The 20,131-nt window shown below is 69.9% G+C and carries 16 protein-coding genes and 1 pseudogene; 9 read left to right on the forward strand and 8 right to left on the reverse strand.

Annotated features, from left to right (window positions below; all coding sequences use genetic code 11):
- The first annotated feature begins 103 nt into the window (after positions 1 to 103).
- Positions 104 to 1,303, forward strand: coding sequence for a MarP family serine protease (locus ACX28W_RS17920; protein ID WP_458999967.1), 1,200 nt, complete (start codon positions 104 to 106; stop codon positions 1,301 to 1,303).
- Between the two features lie 39 nt (positions 1,304 to 1,342).
- Here the strand turns inward: ACX28W_RS17920 and ACX28W_RS17925 are convergent, their stop codons facing one another.
- The 5 genes from ACX28W_RS17925 to acs all read right to left on the reverse strand — a co-directional run bounded on the left by ACX28W_RS17925 (position 1,343) and on the right by acs (position 7,189).
- The gene (locus ACX28W_RS17925; protein ID WP_458999968.1) at positions 1,343 to 1,525 is read right to left on the reverse strand and encodes a hypothetical protein; all 183 of its coding nucleotides are present in this window, start codon (positions 1,523 to 1,525) and stop codon (positions 1,343 to 1,345) included.
- Positions 1,526 to 1,720: 195 nt separating this feature from the next.
- Positions 1,721 to 2,671: an alpha/beta fold hydrolase gene (locus tag ACX28W_RS17930; protein ID WP_362075150.1), complete on the reverse strand. Its 951-nt coding sequence runs from the start codon at positions 2,669 to 2,671 to the stop codon at positions 1,721 to 1,723.
- The gene (locus ACX28W_RS17935) at positions 2,668 to 3,144 is read right to left on the reverse strand and encodes a phage holin family protein (RefSeq protein WP_362075153.1); all 477 of its coding nucleotides are present in this window, start codon (positions 3,142 to 3,144) and stop codon (positions 2,668 to 2,670) included. Before ACX28W_RS17935 ends, ACX28W_RS17930 begins: the two co-directional genes overlap by 4 nt.
- 55 nt (positions 3,145 to 3,199) lie before the next feature.
- Positions 3,200 to 4,597, reverse strand: coding sequence for a Na+/H+ antiporter NhaA (gene nhaA, locus ACX28W_RS17940; protein WP_458999969.1), 1,398 nt, complete (start codon positions 4,595 to 4,597; stop codon positions 3,200 to 3,202).
- A gap of 591 nt (positions 4,598 to 5,188) precedes the next feature.
- The gene (gene acs / locus ACX28W_RS17945; protein ID WP_458999970.1) at positions 5,189 to 7,189 is read right to left on the reverse strand and encodes an acetate--CoA ligase; all 2,001 of its coding nucleotides are present in this window, start codon (positions 7,187 to 7,189) and stop codon (positions 5,189 to 5,191) included.
- Positions 7,190 to 7,389: 200 nt separating this feature from the next.
- Between acs and ACX28W_RS17950 the strand changes: the two are divergent.
- Together ACX28W_RS17950 and ACX28W_RS17955 are read left to right on the forward strand one after the other, a co-directional pair.
- A pseudogene (locus ACX28W_RS17950) lies at positions 7,390 to 7,609 on the forward strand (RNA polymerase sigma factor); the annotation flags it as partial.
- Positions 7,610 to 7,862: 253 nt separating this feature from the next.
- On the forward strand, positions 7,863 to 7,994 hold the full coding sequence (locus ACX28W_RS17955) for a hypothetical protein (protein WP_458999971.1): 132 nt from the start codon (positions 7,863 to 7,865) through the stop codon (positions 7,992 to 7,994).
- Positions 7,995 to 8,067: 73 nt separating this feature from the next.
- Here ACX28W_RS17955 and ACX28W_RS17960 read toward each other — a convergent pair whose 3' ends face one another.
- Positions 8,068 to 10,530, reverse strand: coding sequence for a SulP family inorganic anion transporter (locus tag ACX28W_RS17960; protein WP_458999972.1), 2,463 nt, complete (start codon positions 10,528 to 10,530; stop codon positions 8,068 to 8,070).
- Positions 10,531 to 10,864: 334 nt separating this feature from the next.
- Between ACX28W_RS17960 and ACX28W_RS17965 the strand changes: the two genes are divergently transcribed.
- Positions 10,865 to 12,136, forward strand: coding sequence for a polysaccharide deacetylase family protein (locus ACX28W_RS17965; protein ID WP_458999973.1), 1,272 nt, complete (start codon positions 10,865 to 10,867; stop codon positions 12,134 to 12,136).
- Between the two features lie 178 nt (positions 12,137 to 12,314).
- On the opposite strand, the gene ACX28W_RS17970 is transcribed toward ACX28W_RS17965, so the two are convergent.
- Positions 12,315 to 13,295: an ATP-binding protein gene (locus ACX28W_RS17970; RefSeq protein ID WP_458999974.1), complete on the reverse strand. Its 981-nt coding sequence runs from the start codon at positions 13,293 to 13,295 to the stop codon at positions 12,315 to 12,317.
- 101 nt (positions 13,296 to 13,396) lie between these two features.
- On the opposite strand from ACX28W_RS17970, the gene ACX28W_RS17975 reads away from it, so the two are divergent.
- On the forward strand, positions 13,397 to 14,221 hold the full coding sequence (locus tag ACX28W_RS17975; protein WP_458999975.1) for a Fic family protein: 825 nt from the start codon (positions 13,397 to 13,399) through the stop codon (positions 14,219 to 14,221).
- 358 nt (positions 14,222 to 14,579) lie between these two features.
- On the opposite strand, the gene ACX28W_RS17980 is transcribed toward ACX28W_RS17975, so the two are convergent.
- The gene (locus ACX28W_RS17980; RefSeq protein WP_458999976.1) at positions 14,580 to 15,413 is read right to left on the reverse strand and encodes an HAD family hydrolase; all 834 of its coding nucleotides are present in this window, start codon (positions 15,411 to 15,413) and stop codon (positions 14,580 to 14,582) included.
- Between the two features lie 588 nt (positions 15,414 to 16,001).
- Between ACX28W_RS17980 and ssd the strand changes: the two genes are divergently transcribed.
- From ssd to ACX28W_RS18000, 4 genes are read left to right on the forward strand one after another with little or no spacing between them, the layout of a single operon-like run.
- The gene (ssd, locus tag ACX28W_RS17985; protein ID WP_458999977.1) at positions 16,002 to 17,096 is read left to right on the forward strand and encodes a septum site-determining protein Ssd; all 1,095 of its coding nucleotides are present in this window, start codon (positions 16,002 to 16,004) and stop codon (positions 17,094 to 17,096) included.
- Positions 17,093 to 18,415, forward strand: a complete 1,323-nt coding sequence (locus ACX28W_RS17990; protein ID WP_458999978.1) for a TadA family conjugal transfer-associated ATPase — start codon at positions 17,093 to 17,095, stop codon at positions 18,413 to 18,415. The genes ssd and ACX28W_RS17990 overlap by 4 nt, the downstream gene beginning before the upstream one ends.
- 32 nt (positions 18,416 to 18,447) lie before the next feature.
- Positions 18,448 to 19,281 (forward strand): type II secretion system F family protein, encoded by an 834-nt coding sequence (locus ACX28W_RS17995; RefSeq protein ID WP_459000061.1) that lies wholly within the window; start codon positions 18,448 to 18,450, stop codon positions 19,279 to 19,281.
- A complete protein-coding gene (locus ACX28W_RS18000; RefSeq protein WP_458999979.1) occupies positions 19,278 to 20,060 on the forward strand; it encodes a type II secretion system F family protein in 783 nt (260 codons plus the stop codon). Before ACX28W_RS17995 ends, ACX28W_RS18000 begins: the two co-directional genes overlap by 4 nt.
- The last annotated feature ends 71 nt before the right edge of the window (positions 20,061 to 20,131 follow it).

The following is a 20,131-nucleotide window of genomic DNA, read 5'->3' on the forward strand; positions in this document are numbered from 1 at the left end:
GTTCTCCCGGGGTGCGCAGTGCTGTTCCATTGCCGCTGTGCGGCGGGCCGGACCCCCGGCCGGACGATCGCGACCGGAAAGTGACGAGGCGGGGCTTGAAGCGGTGAACGTGCTGGACATCCTGTTGCTGGTCGCCGCTGTGTGGTTCGCGATCGTGGGCTATCGCCAGGGCTTCGTCGTCGGCATCCTGTCGGTGATCGGCTTCCTGGGCGGTGGCCTCGTCGCCGTCTACGCGCTCCCCGTCATCTGGGGCTGGGCGACCAACGACACCGAGGTGAGTACGACGGCGGCCGTCGTCGCGGTGATCGTCGTGATCGTCTGCGCCTCCGTCGGCCAGGCCCTCACCACCCACCTCGGCAACAAGCTGCGCCGCTACATCACATGGTCCCCGGCCCGCGCCCTGGACGCGACGGGCGGCGCCCTCGTCAACGTCGTGGCGATGCTCCTGGTCGCCTGGCTGATCGGCTCGGCCCTCGCCGGTACGACGCTGCCGACGCTCGGCAAGGAGGTCCGCAACTCCAAGGTCCTCCTCGGCGTCTCCAGGGCTCTGCCGAACCAGGCCGACACCTGGTTCGCGGACTTCTCCTCGGTCCTCGCGCAGAACGGCTTCCCGCAGGTCTTCAGCCCGTTCGCCAACGAGCCCATCACCGACGTCCAGCCCCCCGACCCGGCCCTCGCGAACAGCGCCGTGGCCACCCGCGCACAGAAGTCCATCGTCAAGGTGATGGGCACCGCCACGAGTTGCGGCAAGGTCCTCGAAGGCACCGGCTTCGTCTTCGGCGACCGCCGCGTGATGACCAACGCGCATGTGGTCGGCGGAGTCGACGAGCCCACCGTCCAGATCGGCGGCGAGGGCAAGAAGTACGACGCCACGGTCGTCCTGTACGACTGGGAGCGCGACATCGCCGTACTCGACGTACCGAACCTGGACGCGCCCGCCCTGCAGTTCACCACCGAGGACGCCACCAGCGCCGACAACGCGATCGTCGCCGGCTTCCCGCAGAACGGGGCGTACAACGTCCAGCCCGCGCGCGTGCGCGGCCGCATCACGGCCAACGGCCCGGACATCTACCACCGCAAGACGGTGCGCCGCGACGTCTACTCGCTCTACGCGAACGTGCGCCAGGGCAACTCCGGCGGCCCGCTGCTCACACCCGAAGGCAAGGTGTACGGCGTGGTCTTCGCGAAGTCGCTCGACGACGCCAACACGGGGTACGCGCTCACCGCGGACGAGGTCCAGGAAGACATCACCAAGGGGCGTACCGCGAACCAGCAGGTGGACAGCGACAGCTGCGCGCTGTAGTTACCGGCTTGTGGCGCGGGGCCCGGTGGGATCGGCCGGTCAGCCGCGAGGATGCCGCAACCGCACCGAGACCCAGCGGGCCCGCCGGCGCAGAATGCGCGGGATCCCCACTCGGGGGTCCGCGCCCGGCAACTGCGGGGTGCCGCCCCTCTGATGGGAGCTCAGGCCCGTGGCCGAGCGGCGTGTGCGTGCTACGTCACTGTAGTCGTGCGTCCAGCCCATACCCCGACGTCTGCCCCTGCCCCAAGGTCGATAACCGCGCCCACGCCCCCCAATTGGCCTATGCGCGAGGCACTTGGCTGTTCGTAGGACACGCGTTCCTGTCCGCATACCGGACGCGGTACCCGGCGCGAAGCCGGACGCATTCCGACGGTTATCGACAGGTCACCGACAGGTCACCGAGGGGTCACCGAGGGGTCACCGATCGGGCTCGGGATCCTTCAGCCAGTTGATCAGTTCGGTCGAAAACGCCATGGGGTCCTCCTCGTGCGGGAAGTGCCCGAGGCCGTCGAACAGCCGCCAGCGATACGGCGCTTCGACGTACTCCCCGGAGCCCGCCGCGCTCCGCGTCCGCATCACCGGGTCGAGCGAGCCGTGCAGATGCAGCGTCGGCACCCGAACCGGCCGCTTCATACGCCGGTTGAACTGGATCCCGTCCGGTCGGGCCATGGACCGCACCATCCATCGGTACGGCTCGATCGAGCAGTGCGCCGTGGAAGGGATGCACATGGCGCGGCGGTACGTCTCCACGGCCTCGTCGTCCGGCAGCCGCGGCCCCGACCAGTCCCGCATCAGACGGCCCACCAGGGCGCCGTCGTCCGCGACGAGTTGACGCTCCGGGATCCACGGCCGCTGGAATCCCCAGATGTAGGAACCCGCGGCCGTCTGCTTGACGTCGGAGAGCATGGCCGAGCGCCAGCGCCGGGGATGCGGCATCGAGGAGACGGCGAGCCGGCGGACCAGCTTGGGGCGCATCGCGGCCGCCGTCCAGGCCAGATATCCGCCCAGGTCGTGCCCGACCAGTGCCGCGTCCGGCTCACCGAGGGACCGTACGACCCCGGTGATGTCGAGCGCGAGGTTGGCGGGGTCGTAACCGCGCGGGGTGCGGTCGCTGCCGCCGACTCCCCGCAGATCCATGGCCACGGCCCGGAAGCCGGCGTCGGCGAGCGCGACCAGCTGATGGCGCCACGTCCACCAGAACTGTGGAAAACCGTGCAGTAGCAGCACGAGCGGCCCGTCGCCCATCTCGGCGATGTGGAAGCGCGCACCGTTGGCGGCGACATCCCGATGGGTCAGCTCCTGCCCGCCGGGGACGTCGAGTCGTACGACCGAGGTGGGTTGCGCCGAAGGTGTGGCGGGGTCCGTCATGAGGATGAGCGTGTCACAGCTTCGACGGCGTCCTCGACCCGCTCCGCCCGGGGGTGAGGCTTGGCGCTCTGCAGGACGCCCGCCGTCTCCTTCATCGAGGCGGCGACCTTCTGGGGTCCCTTCCCCTTCTTGGCCTTCTTCGCGAAGACGACACCCATGAGTGCGAGGACGGCGGCGACCAGCACGTTCGCCGCGAACGACAGCAGGAAGCAGATCGCGAGATTCCAGTGGCTCCAGGTGCGGATGCCGTACGCCAGGGCGAAGTTCAGCATCGGCAGGGAGAAGATCAGCACCGCGCCGGCCGCGGAGAACGAGCCGCCGCTCACCGCACCGCGCTTGACGTCATGCTTGAGCTGCGCCTTCGCCAGCGCGATCTCGTCGTGCACCAGCGCGGACATCTCGGTCGTCGCCGAGGCGAACAGCTGGCCGATGCTGCGTTCGGCGCCGACCGGGCTGCCGTCGGGTGCGCTCATCGCGGACTCCCTGTTTTTGCGTGCTGGTCTTCTTGGTTTGTTTTGTCGTGTCCGATCATGCCGGACCGTCGTTCTCCTCGCTTGCCCCGCCCGTTACTTCGGCAAGCCTCCGGTGCTCAGCGGCCTTCCGCTCGTGAATCTCGGCCATCCGCAGGTGGTACGCCGGATTGTCCTGCACGTAGATGTCCGGGATGCCGTCGAGGTCCTCGTCGCGCTCCTCCGCCTCGCACAGCGCACGGTACTTGGCGTTACGTATCTTCAGCAGCGCGGTGGCGCATACGGCGGCTATGAACGAGCCGATCAGGACGGCGGCCTTCACCGCGTCGGTGAGCGCAGGGTCGTTCTTGAAGGCGAGCTCGTCGATGAGCAGCGAGACGGTGAAACCGATACCGGCGAGGGAGGCGACGGCGAAGACGTCCGGCCAGACCAGATCGTCGCTGAGCGAGGCCTTGGTGAACCGGGCCGTGAGCCACGTACCACCGAAGATGCCGACCGCCTTCCCGACGACGAGTCCGAGCACGACACCGAGTGTCTCGGGCCGCGTGAACACATCCCCCAGCGCCCCGCCGGAGACCGCGACCCCCGCGCTGAACAGGGCGAACAGGGGAACGGCGAGTCCCGCCGACAGGGGCCGCACGAGATGCTCGATGTGCTCGCCGGGGGAGTGCTCCTCGTCCTCGTGCCGGTGGCAGCGCAGCATCAGGCCCATCGCGACACCGGCGATGGTGGCGTGCACGCCGCTGTTGTACATCAGGCCCCAGTTGGCGAGCGCGAGCGGCACATACACGTACCAGCCGCGTACGCCCTTGCGCAGCAGCAGCCAGAACACGGCGAGCCCGATGACGGCCCCGCCGAGAGCCGCGAAGTCGATCCTGTCCGTGAAGAAGATCGCGATGATGAGTATCGCGAACAGATCGTCGACGACGGCGAGGGTGAGCAGGAAGGCGCGCAGGGCGGACGGAAGCGACGTTCCGATCACGGCGAGCACGGCGAGTGCGAAGGCGATGTCGGTGGCGGTCGGTACGGCCCACCCCGCGAGGGACCCGTCCCCCATGACATTGGTGAGGGTGTAGACGAGCGCCGGTACGGCCATCCCGCAGATCGCCGCGGCGACCGGCAGCAGGGCGGCCCTCGGATCCCGGAGATCCCCGGCGACCAGCTCTCGCTTGAGCTCGATACCGGCGACGAAGAAGAACACCGCGAGCAGTCCGTCGGCCGCCCAGTGCTGGACGGACAGGTTCAGGCCGAGCGCCGCGGGCCCGAGATGGAAGTGGCTCACGTCCGCGTAACTGTCCCGCAGCGGCGAGTTCGCCCAGATCAGCGCGGTGATGGCAGCGACCAGCAGCAGCACGCCGCCCACGGTCTCGGTCCGCAGTGCGTCGGCGACGAAGTTCCGCTCGGGCAGGGACAGCCGTCCGAGGAACTTGCGGGTGTTCGTGCTGGGCGCGGCCACTGGGTGGACCTTCCGGGTCGGTGTCACTTGCTGACGGCCGTCACGAGGGGTCGCTGACGACGTTGCCGACCAGACTTCCCGGCACACCCTGGGACACCACTTTACCTTGCCATTACAGACGCATATCGCGCATTCCGAACATGCAGCCCATACGCGCCCCGCCCAGCCCCACCGCCAGCACGCGGATGAGGCGGCATCCCCCCGCCCCCGGCGTGGAACACGAGGACGCGACGCCCTGGCCCGCCCCAACGAGAGAACGACGCCATCAGCCCTCTCGCAGGACCGCGCAATACCTGACGGGGTCGCCAACAGATGCGGGGGAGCGCGCTTCGTCCGCGTGCGGGTGCCGGGACATCGCCCTCCGCCTGAGGACGGGAGCACCTACAGGGGGACGCCGAGAAGGCCCCCTCAGCGGCCGGAGGGCGCGGATGAGCGAGGGGCCGGGAAGACGGTCCGCCGGCGGGGCAACTGTGCGCGGGCGCGCGGTCTCCCGGCGGGGTGCTGGGGCGGAGCCCCGCGGTCGCCGGCGGGGGTGTGGGGGCACGCAGTGCCCCCACACCTGAAAAGGGGCGGGTGGGCGGGGGAAAACCCTCAGTCCTCGCTCGGCGCCGCCGGCAGCTTCGCCTGGATCAGATCCATCACCGTCGAGTCCGTGAGCGTGGTGACGTCACCAAGCTCCCGGTTCTCCGCGACATCCCGCAGCAGACGGCGCATGATCTTCCCGGACCGAGTCTTCGGCAGCTCCGCCACCGGCAACACCCGCTTCGGCTTGGCGATCGGCCCAAGCGTCGTCCCCACGTGATTGCGCAGCTCGGCCGCGAGCCCGTGGTCCTCGGCGGAAGCCGTCCCCCGCAGGATCACGAACGCGACAATCGCCTGCCCGGTCGTCTCGTCCGCCGCCCCGACCACCGCCGCCTCGGCCACCGCCGGATGCGACACGAGCGCCGACTCCACCTCGGTCGTCGAGATGTTGTGCCCGGACACGAGCATCACGTCATCGACCCGCCCGAGGAGCCAGATGTCCCCGTCCTCGTCCTTCTTGGCCCCGTCCCCGGCGAAGTACTTCCCCTCGAACCGCGACCAGTACGTGTCGAGGAACCGCTGATCGTCCCCCCAGATGGTCCGCAGCATCGAGGGCCACGGCTCGGTGAGCACGAGGTACCCACCACCCCCGTTGGGAACCTCCCGCGCCTCATCATCCACAACCGTCGCCGAGATCCCCGGCAACGGCCGCTGCGCCGACCCCGGCTTGGTCTCGGTGACCCCCGGCAGCGGCGAGATCATCATCGCCCCGGTCTCGGTCTGCCACCAGGTGTCCACGATCGGCGTCCGGTCGGCCCCGATGTGCTTGCGGTACCAGATCCACGCCTCGGGATTGATCGGCTCACCGACGGACCCCAGCACCCGCAGCGACGACAGATCGAACTTCGCGGGGATGTCGTCCCCCCACTTCATGAACGTACGAATGGCCGTGGGCGCCGTGTAGAGAATCGTCACCCCGTACTTCTGCACGATCTCCCAGAACCGCCCCTGGTGCGGGGTGTCCGGTGTGCCCTCGTACATCACCTGCGTCGCACCGTTCGAGAGCGGCCCGTACGTGATGTACGAGTGCCCGGTGACCCACCCGATGTCGGCCGTGCACCAGTACACGTCGGTCTCCGGCTTGAGGTCGAAGACGGCGTGGTGGGTGTACGAGGTCTGCGTGAGGTAGCCGCCCGAGGTGTGCAGGATGCCCTTCGGCTTCCCGGTGGTCCCGGAGGTGTAGAGGATGAACAGCGGCTGCTCGGCGTCGAACGCCTCCGGCGTGTGCTCGGCGGACTGCCGTTCGACGATCTCGTGCCACCACACGTCGCGGCCCTCGGTCCAGTCGACCTCCTGCCCGGTACGCCGCACCACCAGCACCTTGTCGACCCCGTCGACCCGGCGCACCGCGTCGTCGACGGCGGGCTTGAGGGCGGCCGGCTTACCGCGCCGGTAACCGCCGTCGGAGGTGATGACCAGCTTGGCGTCGGCGTCCTGGATGCGGGTCGCGATGGCGTCCGCGGAGAACCCGCCGAAGACGACCGAGTGCGCGGCGCCGATCCTGGCGCAGGCCAGCATCGCGACGACCGCCTCGGGGATCATCGGCAGATAGACGGCGACCCGGTCGCCCTGCTCGACGCCCAGCTCGATCAGGGCGTTGGCGGCCTTCGACACCTCGTCCTTGAGCTCGGCGTAGGTGATGGCCCGGCTGTCCCCCGGCTCACCCTCGAAGTGGATGGCGACGCGGTCCCCGTGCCCCGCCTCCACATGCCGGTCCACGCAGTTGTACGCGACATTCAGCTTCCCGTCGGCGAACCACTTCGCGAACGGAGGGTTCGTCCAGTCCAGGATTTCGGTCGGCTCGGTGGCCCAGGTCAGCCGGCGGGCCTGCTCGGCCCAGAAGCCGAGCCTGTCAGCCTTGGCCTGCTCATACGCCTCCGCGGTGACGTTGGCGTTCGCGGCCAGGTCGGCGGGCGGCGCGAACCTGCGCTCTTCCTTCAGCAGGTTGGCCAGGCTTTCGTTGCTCACGACATCTCCCTTTCCCAGGGTGTCCGTTGTGTCCCAGGCCACAGCTCATCAGACCCGGGGGCTCGCTGACAAGGGCCGATCCCTGATTGGTTTAGACCTTTCGCGGGTACTGAGGGGGCCGGGGCCCTTCAGGACTACGCACTCCAGGCCACGTACGGACCGGTGTTCGGGTTCACTCGTCACGCTTCCCTCGGCTCGGCCCAAGTACAGGCGAAGTGCCCCCGAAGCGAAGGAGACACCGAGTGGAACGGATACGGGGCGGGCCCCTCGCCGCGGCACGTGATCCACAGCTCTTCGAACAGTTCTACCGGCGCCATGTCGACGCGCTGACACGTTTCGGGGCCCGGCGTGTCGACGACCCCCACATCGCCGCCGACCTCACTGCGGAGATCTTCCTCGCGGTCCTCCACTCGGCCCACACCTACCGCCCCGGCCGCGGCAGCGATACCGCCTGGCTGTCCATCCCGGGGCACTTCGCCGTCACGCCCGAGCAGGCCAAGGAAACAGACCAAGGAATCAGGCCAAGGAAACAGACCAAGGAATCAGGCCAAGGAAACAGACCAAGGAAACAGACCAAGGAAACAGACCAAGGAAAACGGGGCGCGGAAGGACCTCGAGAAGCTGGATCCCGTGGCGCGCTCTCGCGGCGCACCGTCCCTGGACGGGCACACTCCACCCCGGTGACACCCTGGCCCTCGAGAACTTCCCGTTCCTCATGACCGGCAACCCCGAGATGCGGGCCATGGCCTTCTACGCGGTGAAGGGCAGCATCAAGCCCTGTGTGCCGGTGAAAGGCACCCACCCCGGCGAGGCAGCGCTGGCCCCCTCATCCGCCTCGCGACGGTAACCGGTACGTGGTGCGCGGCCCCGCCGACCGGGGCCGCGCACCACGCCCAGGTCACCCGGGACGGCGGACGAGTTCACGCGGGATGGCGCAGATCCTCCGCCGCTCCCACGTGATCGAACAGCTCGGTGCCGTCGCGGTCGACCAGCAGATACGCCTGAGCCTCGCCGACGTGGAAGTACATCCCGTGCAGCTCGAGCTCGCTCTCCCGCATGGCCCGCGCCACGGACTCATGCGCCCGCAGATGCTCCAACTGCTGCACCACGTTGGTCAGACACAGCTGCTCCACCGCGTCGGCCGGCGCCCGCCCGGCGAGCCGGGCCCACGGTCGGTCCTTGGCGGCCATCCGCTCCAGGCTCGGGAGCCCGTGCCGCAGCCACCGCTTGAGCGGCGTCTGTGCCTCGCCGTGCTCCGCGTTCAACAGGGCCTGCATCGCCCCGCACCCGGAGTGTCCGCACACCGTGATGGACCGAACATGCAGCACGTCCACCGCGTACTCGATCGCCGCGGCCACCGAGTCGTCTCCGCTCTCCTCCCCGGGCTTCGGTACGAGGTTGCCGACATTGCGTACGACGAAGAGGTCACCCGGACCACTGGAGGTGATCATCGACGTGACGAGCCGTGAGTCGGCGCAGGTCAGGAACAGCTGCTGCGGCCGCTGTCCTTCCCGCGCCAGCCGCGCCAGCTCACCCCGCACCAAGGGCGCGGTGTTGCGCTGGAACGCGCTGATGCCGCGCGCCAGTTGATGCCCGCTCTGCCCGCTCGGCCCACTCTGTGTGCTCGGCCCACTCCCTTCGGAGGAGCCGATCGCCACGTCAGCCCCGCCCGAACCGCCTTCCCCGTCCGACCGGTCGCTCGGGGATGTGGCCTGCGGGCTCGCGGACGGCTCGCAGTAGTGGTTGCGCCACGGCGTCCAGGGTCGGCAGCGGCAATGGGAGGCGCTTGTGGGCTCGGCGATAGGGGTGCGGGCCCGCCCGGTCAGTTCGACCGCGCCGCCCTGCGCGAAGTGCCCTTTCTGCCAATCGTGCAGGGACTCGAACGCCGCATGGTCCATGAATGAACCGTCCAACTCCACGACGACATCTGCCCCTTGAGGCACCTGGTGCAGGGCACGGCTGAGCCGAGGCACCGCGAGGAACGTCAACTGCCCTCGTACATGTACGTGATGGACACCTTCTCTCTCTTCGTGCGTGATGCGGGTGCGGGCGAGGCGGTGCAGGGCGACGGCGACGGCCGCGGAGACCCCCAGCGCCACTCCCTCGAGGACACCGAGGAATACGACGCCGATCGTGGTGACGGCGTACACCAGCACCTCGCGGTGGCGGGTGACCGTGCGGATGTGGTGCAGGGACACCATCTGGATGCCGACGGCCATCACCAGGGCGGCGAGCGATGCGAGGGGGATCAGCTCCAGGATCGGGACCATCAGCAGCGCGGCAACTACTACGAAAACGCCGTGCAACATCGTGGAGTTCCGGCTCACAGCACCGGCTTGCACATTCGCGGAACTACGGACGGCGACCCCGGCGACGGGCAGCCCACCGAGGGCGCCGGAGACGACATTGGCCGCGCCCTGTCCGAGCAGCTCCCGGTCCAGGTCGGAACGGCCCACCCGCGGCTGCGACTCGGGTCGCCTCGCCACCAGCTTGTCCACGGCCACGGCGCCGAGCAACGACTGAACACTGCACACCAGCGTGACGGTGAGGACGGCGGCGATGATTCCGAGCACCGGCCCCTCGGGCAGCCCGGCCAGGGCATGGCTGCTCCAGGACGGCAGGTCGACCTTGGGCAGGGTCAGCCCGGCGAGCCAGGCGGTCAGGGTGGCCCCGGTGACGGCGACGAGGGCGGCCGGGACTGTGCGCAGTACCTGCCCGGCTCGTCCGGGAATCCGTGGCCAGGCAAACAGGAGGGCCAGCGTCAGCACGCTCATCGACACCGCCACGGGGTGGACGTGTGTCAACTGGTCGGGCAGCGCACGGAGGTTGTCCAGGACGGAGCTCTGCGGGGTGCCGCCCAGCACGATATGCAGCTGGGCGACGGCGATGGTCATGCCGATGCCGGCGAGCATGCCGTGCACGACGGCGGGGCTCACGGCCAGCGCCGTACGGGCCACGCGCAGGCAGCCCAAGCCCAGTTGGGTGAGTCCGGCGAGGGCGGTGATGGCGCAGGTCGTACGCCATCCATAGCGGTGGATGAGCTCTGCGGTGACGACCGTGAGGCCGGCAGCGGGCCCGCTCACCTGGAGTGCTGAGCCGCCGAGGCGTCCGGCGACGAGTCCGCCCACGGCGGCGGCGACGAGGCCCGACTGGAGTGGCGCGCCGGTGGCGAGGGCGATGCCGAGGGACAGGGGCAGGGCGATCAGGAAGACGGCGATCGAGGCGGACAGATCGGCGCCCGTCATCTGGAATCGGTGGGGCGGAATCGGTGGGGGGCTGTGGGGCTGGTGGATGCGCTTAGGCCGAGTCGATTCGGCGATGGGGTTCCCCGCTGCGCGAGCGGGGTCGAGTACTTGGGGGCGGGTGGGGACGCAAGAGGACATTCCCGTCTCCTCCGGGGCAGCGCGGTCGCGGAACAGGTGGTCCCCGTCCAGGGAGGACGGGGGCGGATCGCGGCCGTGGGTCACGGCGTGCAGCGGCGGGATTTTCAACGTTCGGTAAACGGATCGTAATGCAGAGTAAAGACTTCCCGCTCAATTTGGTAGCAAATGATGCAATAAATCACTCTTGCGGGTGATCCAAGCTTTTTATCGGCTTGTCGTATTTATTCAGTCTCGGCCCCGTGCGACCTTGGCGGCGCTATCAGCATTTCGCTGTGCATCACCCCAGATCGCCCTAATCAGCGTTGCCCTGACTGAAGGAAGAAGGTGGGCGGAGATGGCCGCCACCCAGAGGATTGCCGCGGGCGTCGCACTCGTCGCGGCCTGCGCCACGGCGCTCGCCGGTTGTGCGAGCGATACCACCGGTTCCCAGGAAGGCGCGCACGGTGCGAAGAAGGCGGCCGGGGGCCCGGCGCCCAATCGTGTGGCCCGCCTGATCGGCGACGGTTCCACCGCCTACACCGGTGCGCAGCCGTATCTGCCCAGGCCAGAGCGGCTGAAGCCGGGTCAGAAGCCCCCGCAGTTCGTGGTTTTCTCCTGGGACGGCGCCGGTGAGGACAGTCAGAAACTCTTTTCGCACTTCCGGAAGGTCGCCAAGGCCAACAACGCGACGATGACGTACTTCCTGAGCGGCGTGTACATGCTGCCGGAGGACAAGCGCTATCTGTACGAGCCGCCGGAGCACTCACCAGGCAGCTCGGACATCGGCTTCAACGACGAGCAGGGCATCGAGGAGACCGCCAAGCAGCTGCGCGGCGCGTGGCTGGAGGGCAACGAGATCGGCACGCACTTCAACGGCCACTTCTGCGGCAGTGAAGGCGGTGTCGGCGAGTGGTCGGTCGCGGAGTGGAAGAGCGAGATCGCCCAGGCGAAGTCGTTCGTCAAGTCGTGGAAGACCAACACGGGCATGACGAAGGCCCCTCCACTGCCCTTCGACTATGACAAGGAGCTCATCGGCGCTCGCACCCCCTGCCTGGAGGGCCAGAAGAACTTCATGAAGGCGGCTTCCCAGCTGGGCTTCCGTTATGACACCAGTGGCGTCAACGATCAGGTCTGGCCCAAGAGGAGGGAGGGCCTTTGGGACCTGTCGATGCAGCTCGTGCCCTTCGTCGGGCACTCCTACGAGCAGCTCACCATGGACTACAACTTCATGGTCAACCAGTCGGGCACCGCGACCCAGGGCGACCTGGACAAGCAGGTGTACTGGGGCGACCAGATGCGTGACAGCCTGCTCAAGGGCTTCGACCGCGCCTACGACGGCAACCGTGCGCCGCTGATCATCGGCAACCACTTCGAATCCTGGAACGGCGGCAACTACATGCGTGCCGTCGGCGAGGTCATCGAGCGTGTCTGCACCAAATCCGACGTCCGCTGTGTTTCCTTCCGCCAGTTGGCGGACTGGCTCGACGCGCAGGATCCGGTCACGCTGGAGAAGCTCCGTGGCCTCAAGGTCGGCGAGGCCCCGAAACAGGGCTGGACGTCCTTCCTCTCGGCTCACCCCGCTCCGGCCCCGAAGGGCGTCCCCGGGGCGCCGGCAGCCAAGCCGTAGTGCCCGTTCCTGGCGGTAGTGCCCGTTCCCGCGGGCATGACTGCCCCTGCGGTAGCGCCCGTGCCCGCAGGCCGGTCACCCATGGGGTAAGGGCCGCGGGCCCGCCGCTCGGGCGGTGGCGGCCGTCCCGGCGGGCCGGTCGCCCATGCGGTAGGGCCCGCCCGGGTCGGCCGGACGCTCAGGCGGTGGCCACCAGCCCTTCGCCGAGTACGAAGCCGGGGTCGACCTGCGCCGCCAGGTCCGCCCCGGTCCTCTCGTTGCCCCAATTGCTCGCGTTCTTCAGGTGGAAGTGCACCATCTGGCGGGTGTAGCGCTCCCAGTCCCGCAGCTCGTACGTGGCATCCGCGGCGCCCTGCAAGGTGCGCAGGGCACGCCGGTTGGCGTCCTCCAGGTGCTCGAACCGGGGCGGGCGGCCCTTCTCCATGGCGCGCACCCAGTCCGAGTGGCCGATGGTCACCAGTAGGTCGTCACCGACTTCGGCGCGGAGGAAGTCGATGTCGTCCTGGCCCTGCACCTTGTTGCCGACGACCTTCAGGATGACCCCGAAGTCGCGGGCGTACTCCTTGTACTGGCGATAGACGGAGACTCCCTTCCGGGTCGGCTCGGCGACGAGGAACGTGATGTCGAAGCGGGTGAACAAGCCGGACGCGAAGGAATCTGAGCCTGCCGTCATATCGACGACGACGTACTCGCTCCGGCCGTCGACGAGATGGTTCAGGCAGAGCTCCACTGCACCGGTCTTGGAGTGGTAGCAGGCCACTCCCAAATCGGCCTCGGTGAACGGGCCGGTGACCATCAAACGGACGACGCCGCCGTCGAGTTCCACCGGTCGGGCGCAGGCGTCGTACACCGGATTGTCCTCGCACACCCGCAGCAGCCGCGACCCCTCACCGGGCGGAGTCGTCTTGATCATCGTCTCGGTGGACGCGATCCGCGGATTGGAACCCCGCAGGTAGTCCTTGATCAGCGGCAGCCGCGTGCCCAGGGCGGGCAGCCCGGCGGCCTCGGCCTCGTCCAGGCCGAGCGCGGCTCCCAGGTGCTGGTTGATGTCGGCGTCCACCGCGACGACCGGTGATCCCGTGGCGGCGAGATGACGGATGAACAGAGAGGACAGGGTGGTCTTGCCGCTGCCACCCTTCCCAACGAAAGCCATTTTCATGTTCACCAAGGGTAGTCTGATGAGTGCGCGGAGTGCCTGGCCGGCGTGAAGAAAACCACTCCTTCGTGGGGTGGGCTGCCGGGGTGCGTAATGTCGTACTCATGAGTACGACAGGCGCGAACGCCGACCCGCTCGCGGCCCTGGGCTCGCTGCCCGGGGTGGCCGAATCCGTGGAGTCCGTCCGCAAGGCGGTGGACCGGGTCTACGGGCACCGGATCATGCGGCGTCGCAGCAACGAGATCACTTCCGAGGCCGCGCTGCGGGGGGCCCGGGGCTCCGCGGCGCTGTCCGGTGCCGACTGGGCCCTCGAAGAGGTGCGCCGCCGCACCGACTTCAGCGGTGACGACGAGGCCCGCAGGGTCGGCGCGGCCCTCCGGCTGACCGCCGAGGCGGGCCAACTCCTCTCTATCTGGAGGCAGTCCCCCCTGCGGGTGCTGGCCCGGCTGCATCTCGTCGCGGCCGCGGACAAGGGGGACGGGGTCGGCCGGCCGCGTCATGACGGCGAACCGGTCGACGAGCCGCTCGTCGAGCTGCCGCTGCCGGACGCGACCGAGGTCGCGGGACGGCTCGAGGGGCTCTCGCAGTTGATCATCGCCGGTGGTTCGGCCCCGGCGCTGGTAACGGCGGCCGTCGTGCACGGCGAGCTGCTCGCCCTGCGCCCCTTCGGTACCCACAACGGCCTGGTCGCTCGCGCGGCCGAGCGCATCGTCCTGGTCGGCAGCGGCCTCGACCCGAAGTCCGTCTGTCCGGCCGAGGTCGGCCACGCCGAACTCGGCCGCGAGGCCTATCTGGCGGCTCTGGACGGCTATGCCTCCGGCACCCCGGAGGGTATGGCGGCGTGGATCGCCCACTGCGGCAAGGCCGTTGAGCTGGGAGCCAGGGAATCGACGGCCGTCTGCGAGGCGCTTCAGCGCGGCGCGGCATAGGACCCACAACAGGGTTGCGGCGGTACGAGTTCTCGTACCGCCGCTGGCATGTTCACCGGGTTACCAAGCGTCCTCGATATGTTGCCCATCAGGTCGGGAACTGCTGCCCGTCACCTGGTGCGGCTGGCCCGTAATCGACGGGTCGACGTCGCGTGGGTGCTCGATGTTCATGCTCGGTCCGTGGGGCCTTGATTGCGTTTAAAGGTGATCCTTTCGGATGTCCTTGGTCTCGCGGGCCGTTAACCCCTTTGTACTCCAGGTTCACAGGAAGCGGAAGTCCTGACTGTACTTCTTTACTTTTAGCTTCAAATGGGTGTGAATCGGGCGTGACTGTGTTGCTCGCGCGGACGTGACGCGCTCATGCCGCGGCCGCGCGCCGTCGGCTCGCGTACCAGACGAGCCCCGCCGTGGCCGCCGCCGCGCCTATCGCGGCCGCCGCGACGAGCGCCGGACGCGGCGGTACCGAGAGCGCGGGCAGTCGCTGCTTGAGCCGGACCGGACGGTGGAAGTCCAGAATCGGCCAGGAGCGGGCGAGCGCCTCGCGCCGCAGCACGCGGCCCGGATTCACCGCATGGGGATGGCCGACGGACTCCAGCATCGGCAGGTCGGTCGCGGAGTCGCTGTACGCATAGCAGCGCGAGAGGTCGTATCCCTCGGACTCCGCCAGTTCCTTGACCGCCTCGGCCTTTGCCGGCCCGTATGCGTAGTACTCCACCTCTCCGGTGAAGCAGCCGTCCTCGCCGACGACCATGCGGGTGGCCACTACGCGGTCCGCGCCGAGCAGTTCGCCGATCGGCTCGACCACCTCCGCTCCGGACGTGGAGACGATCACGACATCGCGACCGGCGGTGTGGTGCTCCTCGATGAGGGAGGCGGCCTCGTCGTAAATGATCGGGTCGATCAGGTCGTGCAGTGTCTCGGCGACGATCTCCTTGACCTGCTGGACGTTCCAGCCGCGGCACAGCGTGGACAGGTAAGCGCGCATCCGCTCGATCTGGTCATGATCGGCGCCGCCTGCCAGGAACACGAACTGGGCATATGCGCTACGCAACACGGCCCTGCGGTTGATCAGTCCGCCTTGGTAGAACGACTTGCTGAACGTGAGCGTGCTCGACTTCGCAATGACCGTCTTGTCCAGGTCAAAGAAGGCCGCTGTCCGGGGCGAGGAGTGGTTTTCCACAAGCCTGAGCATATGCGCCCACCATTCGGGCTAGTGTGGGGCGCGTGGGTTTGCCTGAGACGGCTCTCGGGTACACCATGGAAGTCACGGATCGTTCGCGACCGTGCTAACCCGGTCTGGCTCCTCCCCCCCCGAGTCGGACCGTGGGGACGACCCCCGCTCTCCCCCCCGGCGGGGGTCGTCGCATGTCCGGATGGGGTTTTCCCCTCTCTTGCGCGGCCCCGGGACCCTCTGATTGCCACTGTGGCGTCCCTTTTTGCGCGCCCATGATTCATCACTGTGCGTAGTCGCGGGACTGCTCTGTGGAAGCCGCGCGCGAGTCGCCGGTATGGGTGAAGGCGATATTCACAACCATCGAGTTGTCCACAGTTATCGACCAAGATCCACACGATTTTCGGGATCGCTGCACCGTGATTCCAGCGCGTCCTGCTCGCGGCGAGTTCCTCGCGGCAAGTTCATGGCCGGTTCCGTTTGCGGGACGCGTATGGCCGGTTCGTATCGGCCGTTCATATGGAGGCCGGTTGCCGGTACTTCACACGAGCGGGAATCGCGGGGCCGTAGGGGGCGCCGCGCAAGAAGCAGCGAAGGGGGCTGGGGATCGTGGCGGGAGCCATCACACATGATCGGCCGCCCGCCGCCGAAGGGCGGCAGGGCGGACCATTGATCGTCACGGAGGACGTCGACCTCCTCGACGACCTGCTGCGCCTGTGTGCGGCGGCGGGCGCGAGGCCGGAAGTCCATCACGGGGTGCCGGAGCGCAGTGGTAGCTGGGAGGCGGCACCTCTCGTGATCGTCGGTGACGACGCCGCACGGCGCGTGCGTGGGGCCGCGCGCAGACGCGGAGTGGTGCTGGTCGGGCGGGATCAGGACGACTCCGGTGTCTGGCGCCGGGCCGTCGAGATCGGCGCCGACCATGTCCTGATGCTGCCCGACGGCGAGCAGTGGCTCGTCGACCGCATCGCCGACGTGGCCGAGGGAGTCGGCCGGCCCGCGCTCACCGTAGGCGTGATCGGTGGCCGTGGCGGGGCCGGAGCCTCCACGCTGGCCTGCGCGCTCGCCGTCACCTCGGCGCGTGCCGGACGACGCACCCTGCTCGTGGACGCGGATCCCCTGGGTGGCGGTCTCGACGTACTCCTGGGCGGAGAGGCGGCCGAAGGCCTGCGCTGGCCGGCGTTCGCCGCCTCCCGCGGCCGGGTCGGCGGCGGCGCCCTGGAGGAGTCCCTGCCCGAACTGCACGCGCTGCGTGTCCTCAGCTGGGATCGCGGCGACTCCGTGGCCATCCCGCCGCAGGCCGTCCGCGCGGTCCTGGCCGCCGCCAGACGGCGCGGCGGCACGGTGGTCGTCGACCTGCCCCGCCGCATCGACGAAGGCGTCGCGGAAGCACTCGCCCAACTCGACCTCGGACTGCTGGTGGTCCCCGCAGACCTGCGCGCCATCGCGGCGGCAGGACGGGTGGCGTCCGCGGTCGGCATGGTTCTGCGCGATCTACGGGCCGTGGTCCGAGGTCCCTACGCGCCGGGCCTCGACGACCGCGAGGTAGCCAGGCTGCTCGGACTGCCTTTGGTCGGCGAGGTGCCCGCCGAATCACCGCGGCCGGACGCCGACCTGCCACCCGGAGGAGCGGTGCGGGGACCGCTCGCCCGGTTCTGCACGGCCTTCTGGGAGCGCGTTCCGGTGCCAGGAGGGGGCGTATGAACTGGGACGCCGATACTGGGACGCACCGCGGAGCGAGCCTCGGCGGGCCTACGGAGTCGGCCGGACAGGCCGGGCGAACAGGGCTTCTGGACGGCGTACGGCAGTGGCTCGCCGAGAGCGGGTCCGAGCCCACACCCGCGCGTGTGGCACAAGCCCTGCGTGCGCAGGGGCGCGTGCTGGGCGACGCGGAAGTCCTCGGCGCTGCGGAGCAGTTGCGCTCCGAACTGGTCGGCAGTGGACCCCTCGAGCCGCTGCTCGCCGACCCGTCGGTGACCGACGTCCTGGTCTCCGCGCCCGACCGGGTCTGGGTGGACCGGGGCGGAGGCCTGGAGCTGACGGCTGTCTCCTTCCCGGACGCGGCCGCCGTACGACGCCTCGCGCAGCGCCTCGCAGCCGTGGCCGGCAGAAGGCTCGACGACGCGCGCCCCTGGGTCGACGCCCGGCTTCCGGACGGCACCCGGCTGCACGCGGTGCTGCCCCCGGTCGCCGTCGGCTCCACCTGTCTGTCCCTGCGGGTCGTGCGGCCACGCGCGTTCACGCTCGACGAGTTGGTGGCGGCGGGGACCGTGCCACCCGGCGGCGACCGGGTGCTCAGAGCCCTGCTGGACGCCCGGCTGTCGTTCCTGATCAGCGGGGGGACCGGAAGCGGCAAGACGACCTTGCTGAGTGCACTGCTGGGGCTGGTCGGCCCCGGGGAGCGGATCGTGCTCGCCGAGGACTCGGCGGAGCTGCGCCCCGACCATCCTCATGTGGTCCGCCTGGAGGGGCGGCCCGCCAACCAGGAGGGCGTAGGGCTCGTCGCACTGCAGGACCTGGTCCGTCAGGCCCTGCGCATGAGACCGGACCGGCTGGTCGTCGGCGAGGTGCGCGGGCCGGAGGTCGTGTCGCTCCTGGCGGCGCTCAACACGGGCCACGAGGGCGGCTGCGGAACGGTTCACGCGAACGCCGCCGCGCAGGTGCCGGCCCGGCTGGAGGCGCTGGGCACGGCCGCGGGGCTCGACCGGGCCGCGTTGCACAGCCAGTTGGCGGCGGCGTTGTCCGTGGTCCTGCATCTCGTACGCGACCCGGTCGGGCGGCGGCGGATCGCCGAGGTGCATGTCCTGGAGCGCGATCCGTCGGGGCTGGTGGTGACGGTACCCGCACTGCGGTGGGGCGCGGAGGCGTTCGCGTACGAGCGGGGGTGGGAGCGGCTGCGGGAGTTGCTCCGGGATGGGATTGGAGGGATGAGAGGGACTAGCAGGGCTGACGGGACTGGTGTGCCTGGCGGGGCTGACGGGGCTGACGGGGCTGACCGGGCTGAGGGGAGTGGGTTGTCGTGACGGGGGGCGGTGGGGTGTCGGTGGGGGCGGCCATGGCGTGTGCCGGGGCGGCGGCCTGGTTGATGAGCGGGTGGGATTCGGGGGCGCGCAGGGCTCGGTTGCTGTGCGCGGGTGGCGGGGTGGTGGCGACCGGTCCGCCGTCGTGGGAAAAGGCACTCGTCGCGTGGCGGCGACTGCGCGGGCGGCTGCGGTCCGGAGGATGGTCGCTGGTCGTCGGGGCGGTGATCGCGCTCCTGGGCGCGTCCGTGGTGCCGCTGCTTCTCGGGGCGGCCTTGGTGCCGCTGCTCGGGCGGATGCGGCGGGCCGGGGAGGCGCGGCGCGAGCGGGAGCGCCGGGGCGATGCCGTGATCGCCCTGTGTGGGGCGCTCGCCGGGGAGGTGCGGGCCGGGCGGCAGCCGGGTGAGGCACTGCTCAGGGCCGCGCGTGACTCGGGTGGACTCGGCGAGGCACAGGCAGTGGTACTGGCGGCGGCCCGGTTCGGCGGGGACGTGCCGGGCGCGCTCACCGATGCGGCACGGCAAGCGGGGGCCGACGGGCTGGTGGGACTCGCCGCGTGCTGGCGGGTGGCTGTGGACCGGGGCGCGGGCCTTGCGGCGGGGCTCGACCGTCTGGAAGGGGCGCTGCGTGCGGAGCGGGACCAACGAGCGGATATGCGAGCCCAGTTGGCCGGATCGCAATCGACGGCGGTGATGCTCGCGGGGCTGCCGGTTCTGGGGCTGCTGATCGGCACCGCCCTGGGCGCCGATCCGCTGCACGTGCTGCTGCACACCGGTGCGGGCCTGGGCTGTCTGCTGGTCGGCGGAGTGCTGGAGGGCGTGGGGCTCTGGTGGGCCCTGCGCATCGTGAGGGGAGCGGAGGCGGCATGAGCACGGAGGTTGTCCACAGGCTGGGGGCGGCCCTGTGTGGGGCGCCGGCGCTCGGGTGGCTGGTGTGGTCGCTCGGTGCGGCCCGACGTGAGCGGCGGGTGCGCAAGAGGCTGGCCGAGCTGCTGGCCTTGGAGCGGGCGCGTTCACAGCGGCGCTTCGAGTTCCGGGGCGTGGGGCGGCGCTGGCTGCCGCCGACAGGTGCCGTGTGCGCCGGCTGGGTGCTGGTCGGCGGCCTTGCCGGGCTACTGGTGGGGGTGGTGGCCGGTTTCGGGGTCTGGCGGTGGCGGCAGCGGCGCAAGCCGGGGCCGGCGGAGGAGTACGACGCGGCGCAGGCCACCCGGCAACTCCCACTCGCGGCCGACCTGGTGGCCGCCTGCATCGCGGCCGGGGCGGGCCCCGTAGTGGCGGCTCAGGCTGTGGGTGAGGCCTTGGGCGGACCCGTCGGGGATCGGCTGGCGCGGGGCGCGGCGGAGGTGCGGCTCGGGGGTGAACCGGACAAGGCGTGGCGCGGGTTGGCGTCGATGCCGGGTGCCGGGGCGCTGGCGAGACTCCTGGAGCGGGCGGGGGAGGCGGGCGTACCGGCGGCCGTGCCGGTCGGACGGATCGCCGCGGAGGCCCGCGCCGAGTGGGGGCGCAGCGCGACGGCGCGGGCGCGCCGGGCGGCTGTCATGGTCACCGCGCCCGTGGGGCTGTGCTTTCTGCCCGCGTTCCTCGCGATCGGCGTGTTGCCCGTCGTGATCGGGCTGGCGGACGGGGTGCTGGGAGGGGGTGGCGGATGACGACTTATGGCGACGGCGTGCGGTGAGGCAGTGGCAGGTGGGCAACGGAGTCGAACCTTACGGGGGTTGAG

The sequence above is a fragment of the Streptomyces sp. SD15 genome, assembly GCF_054462255.1.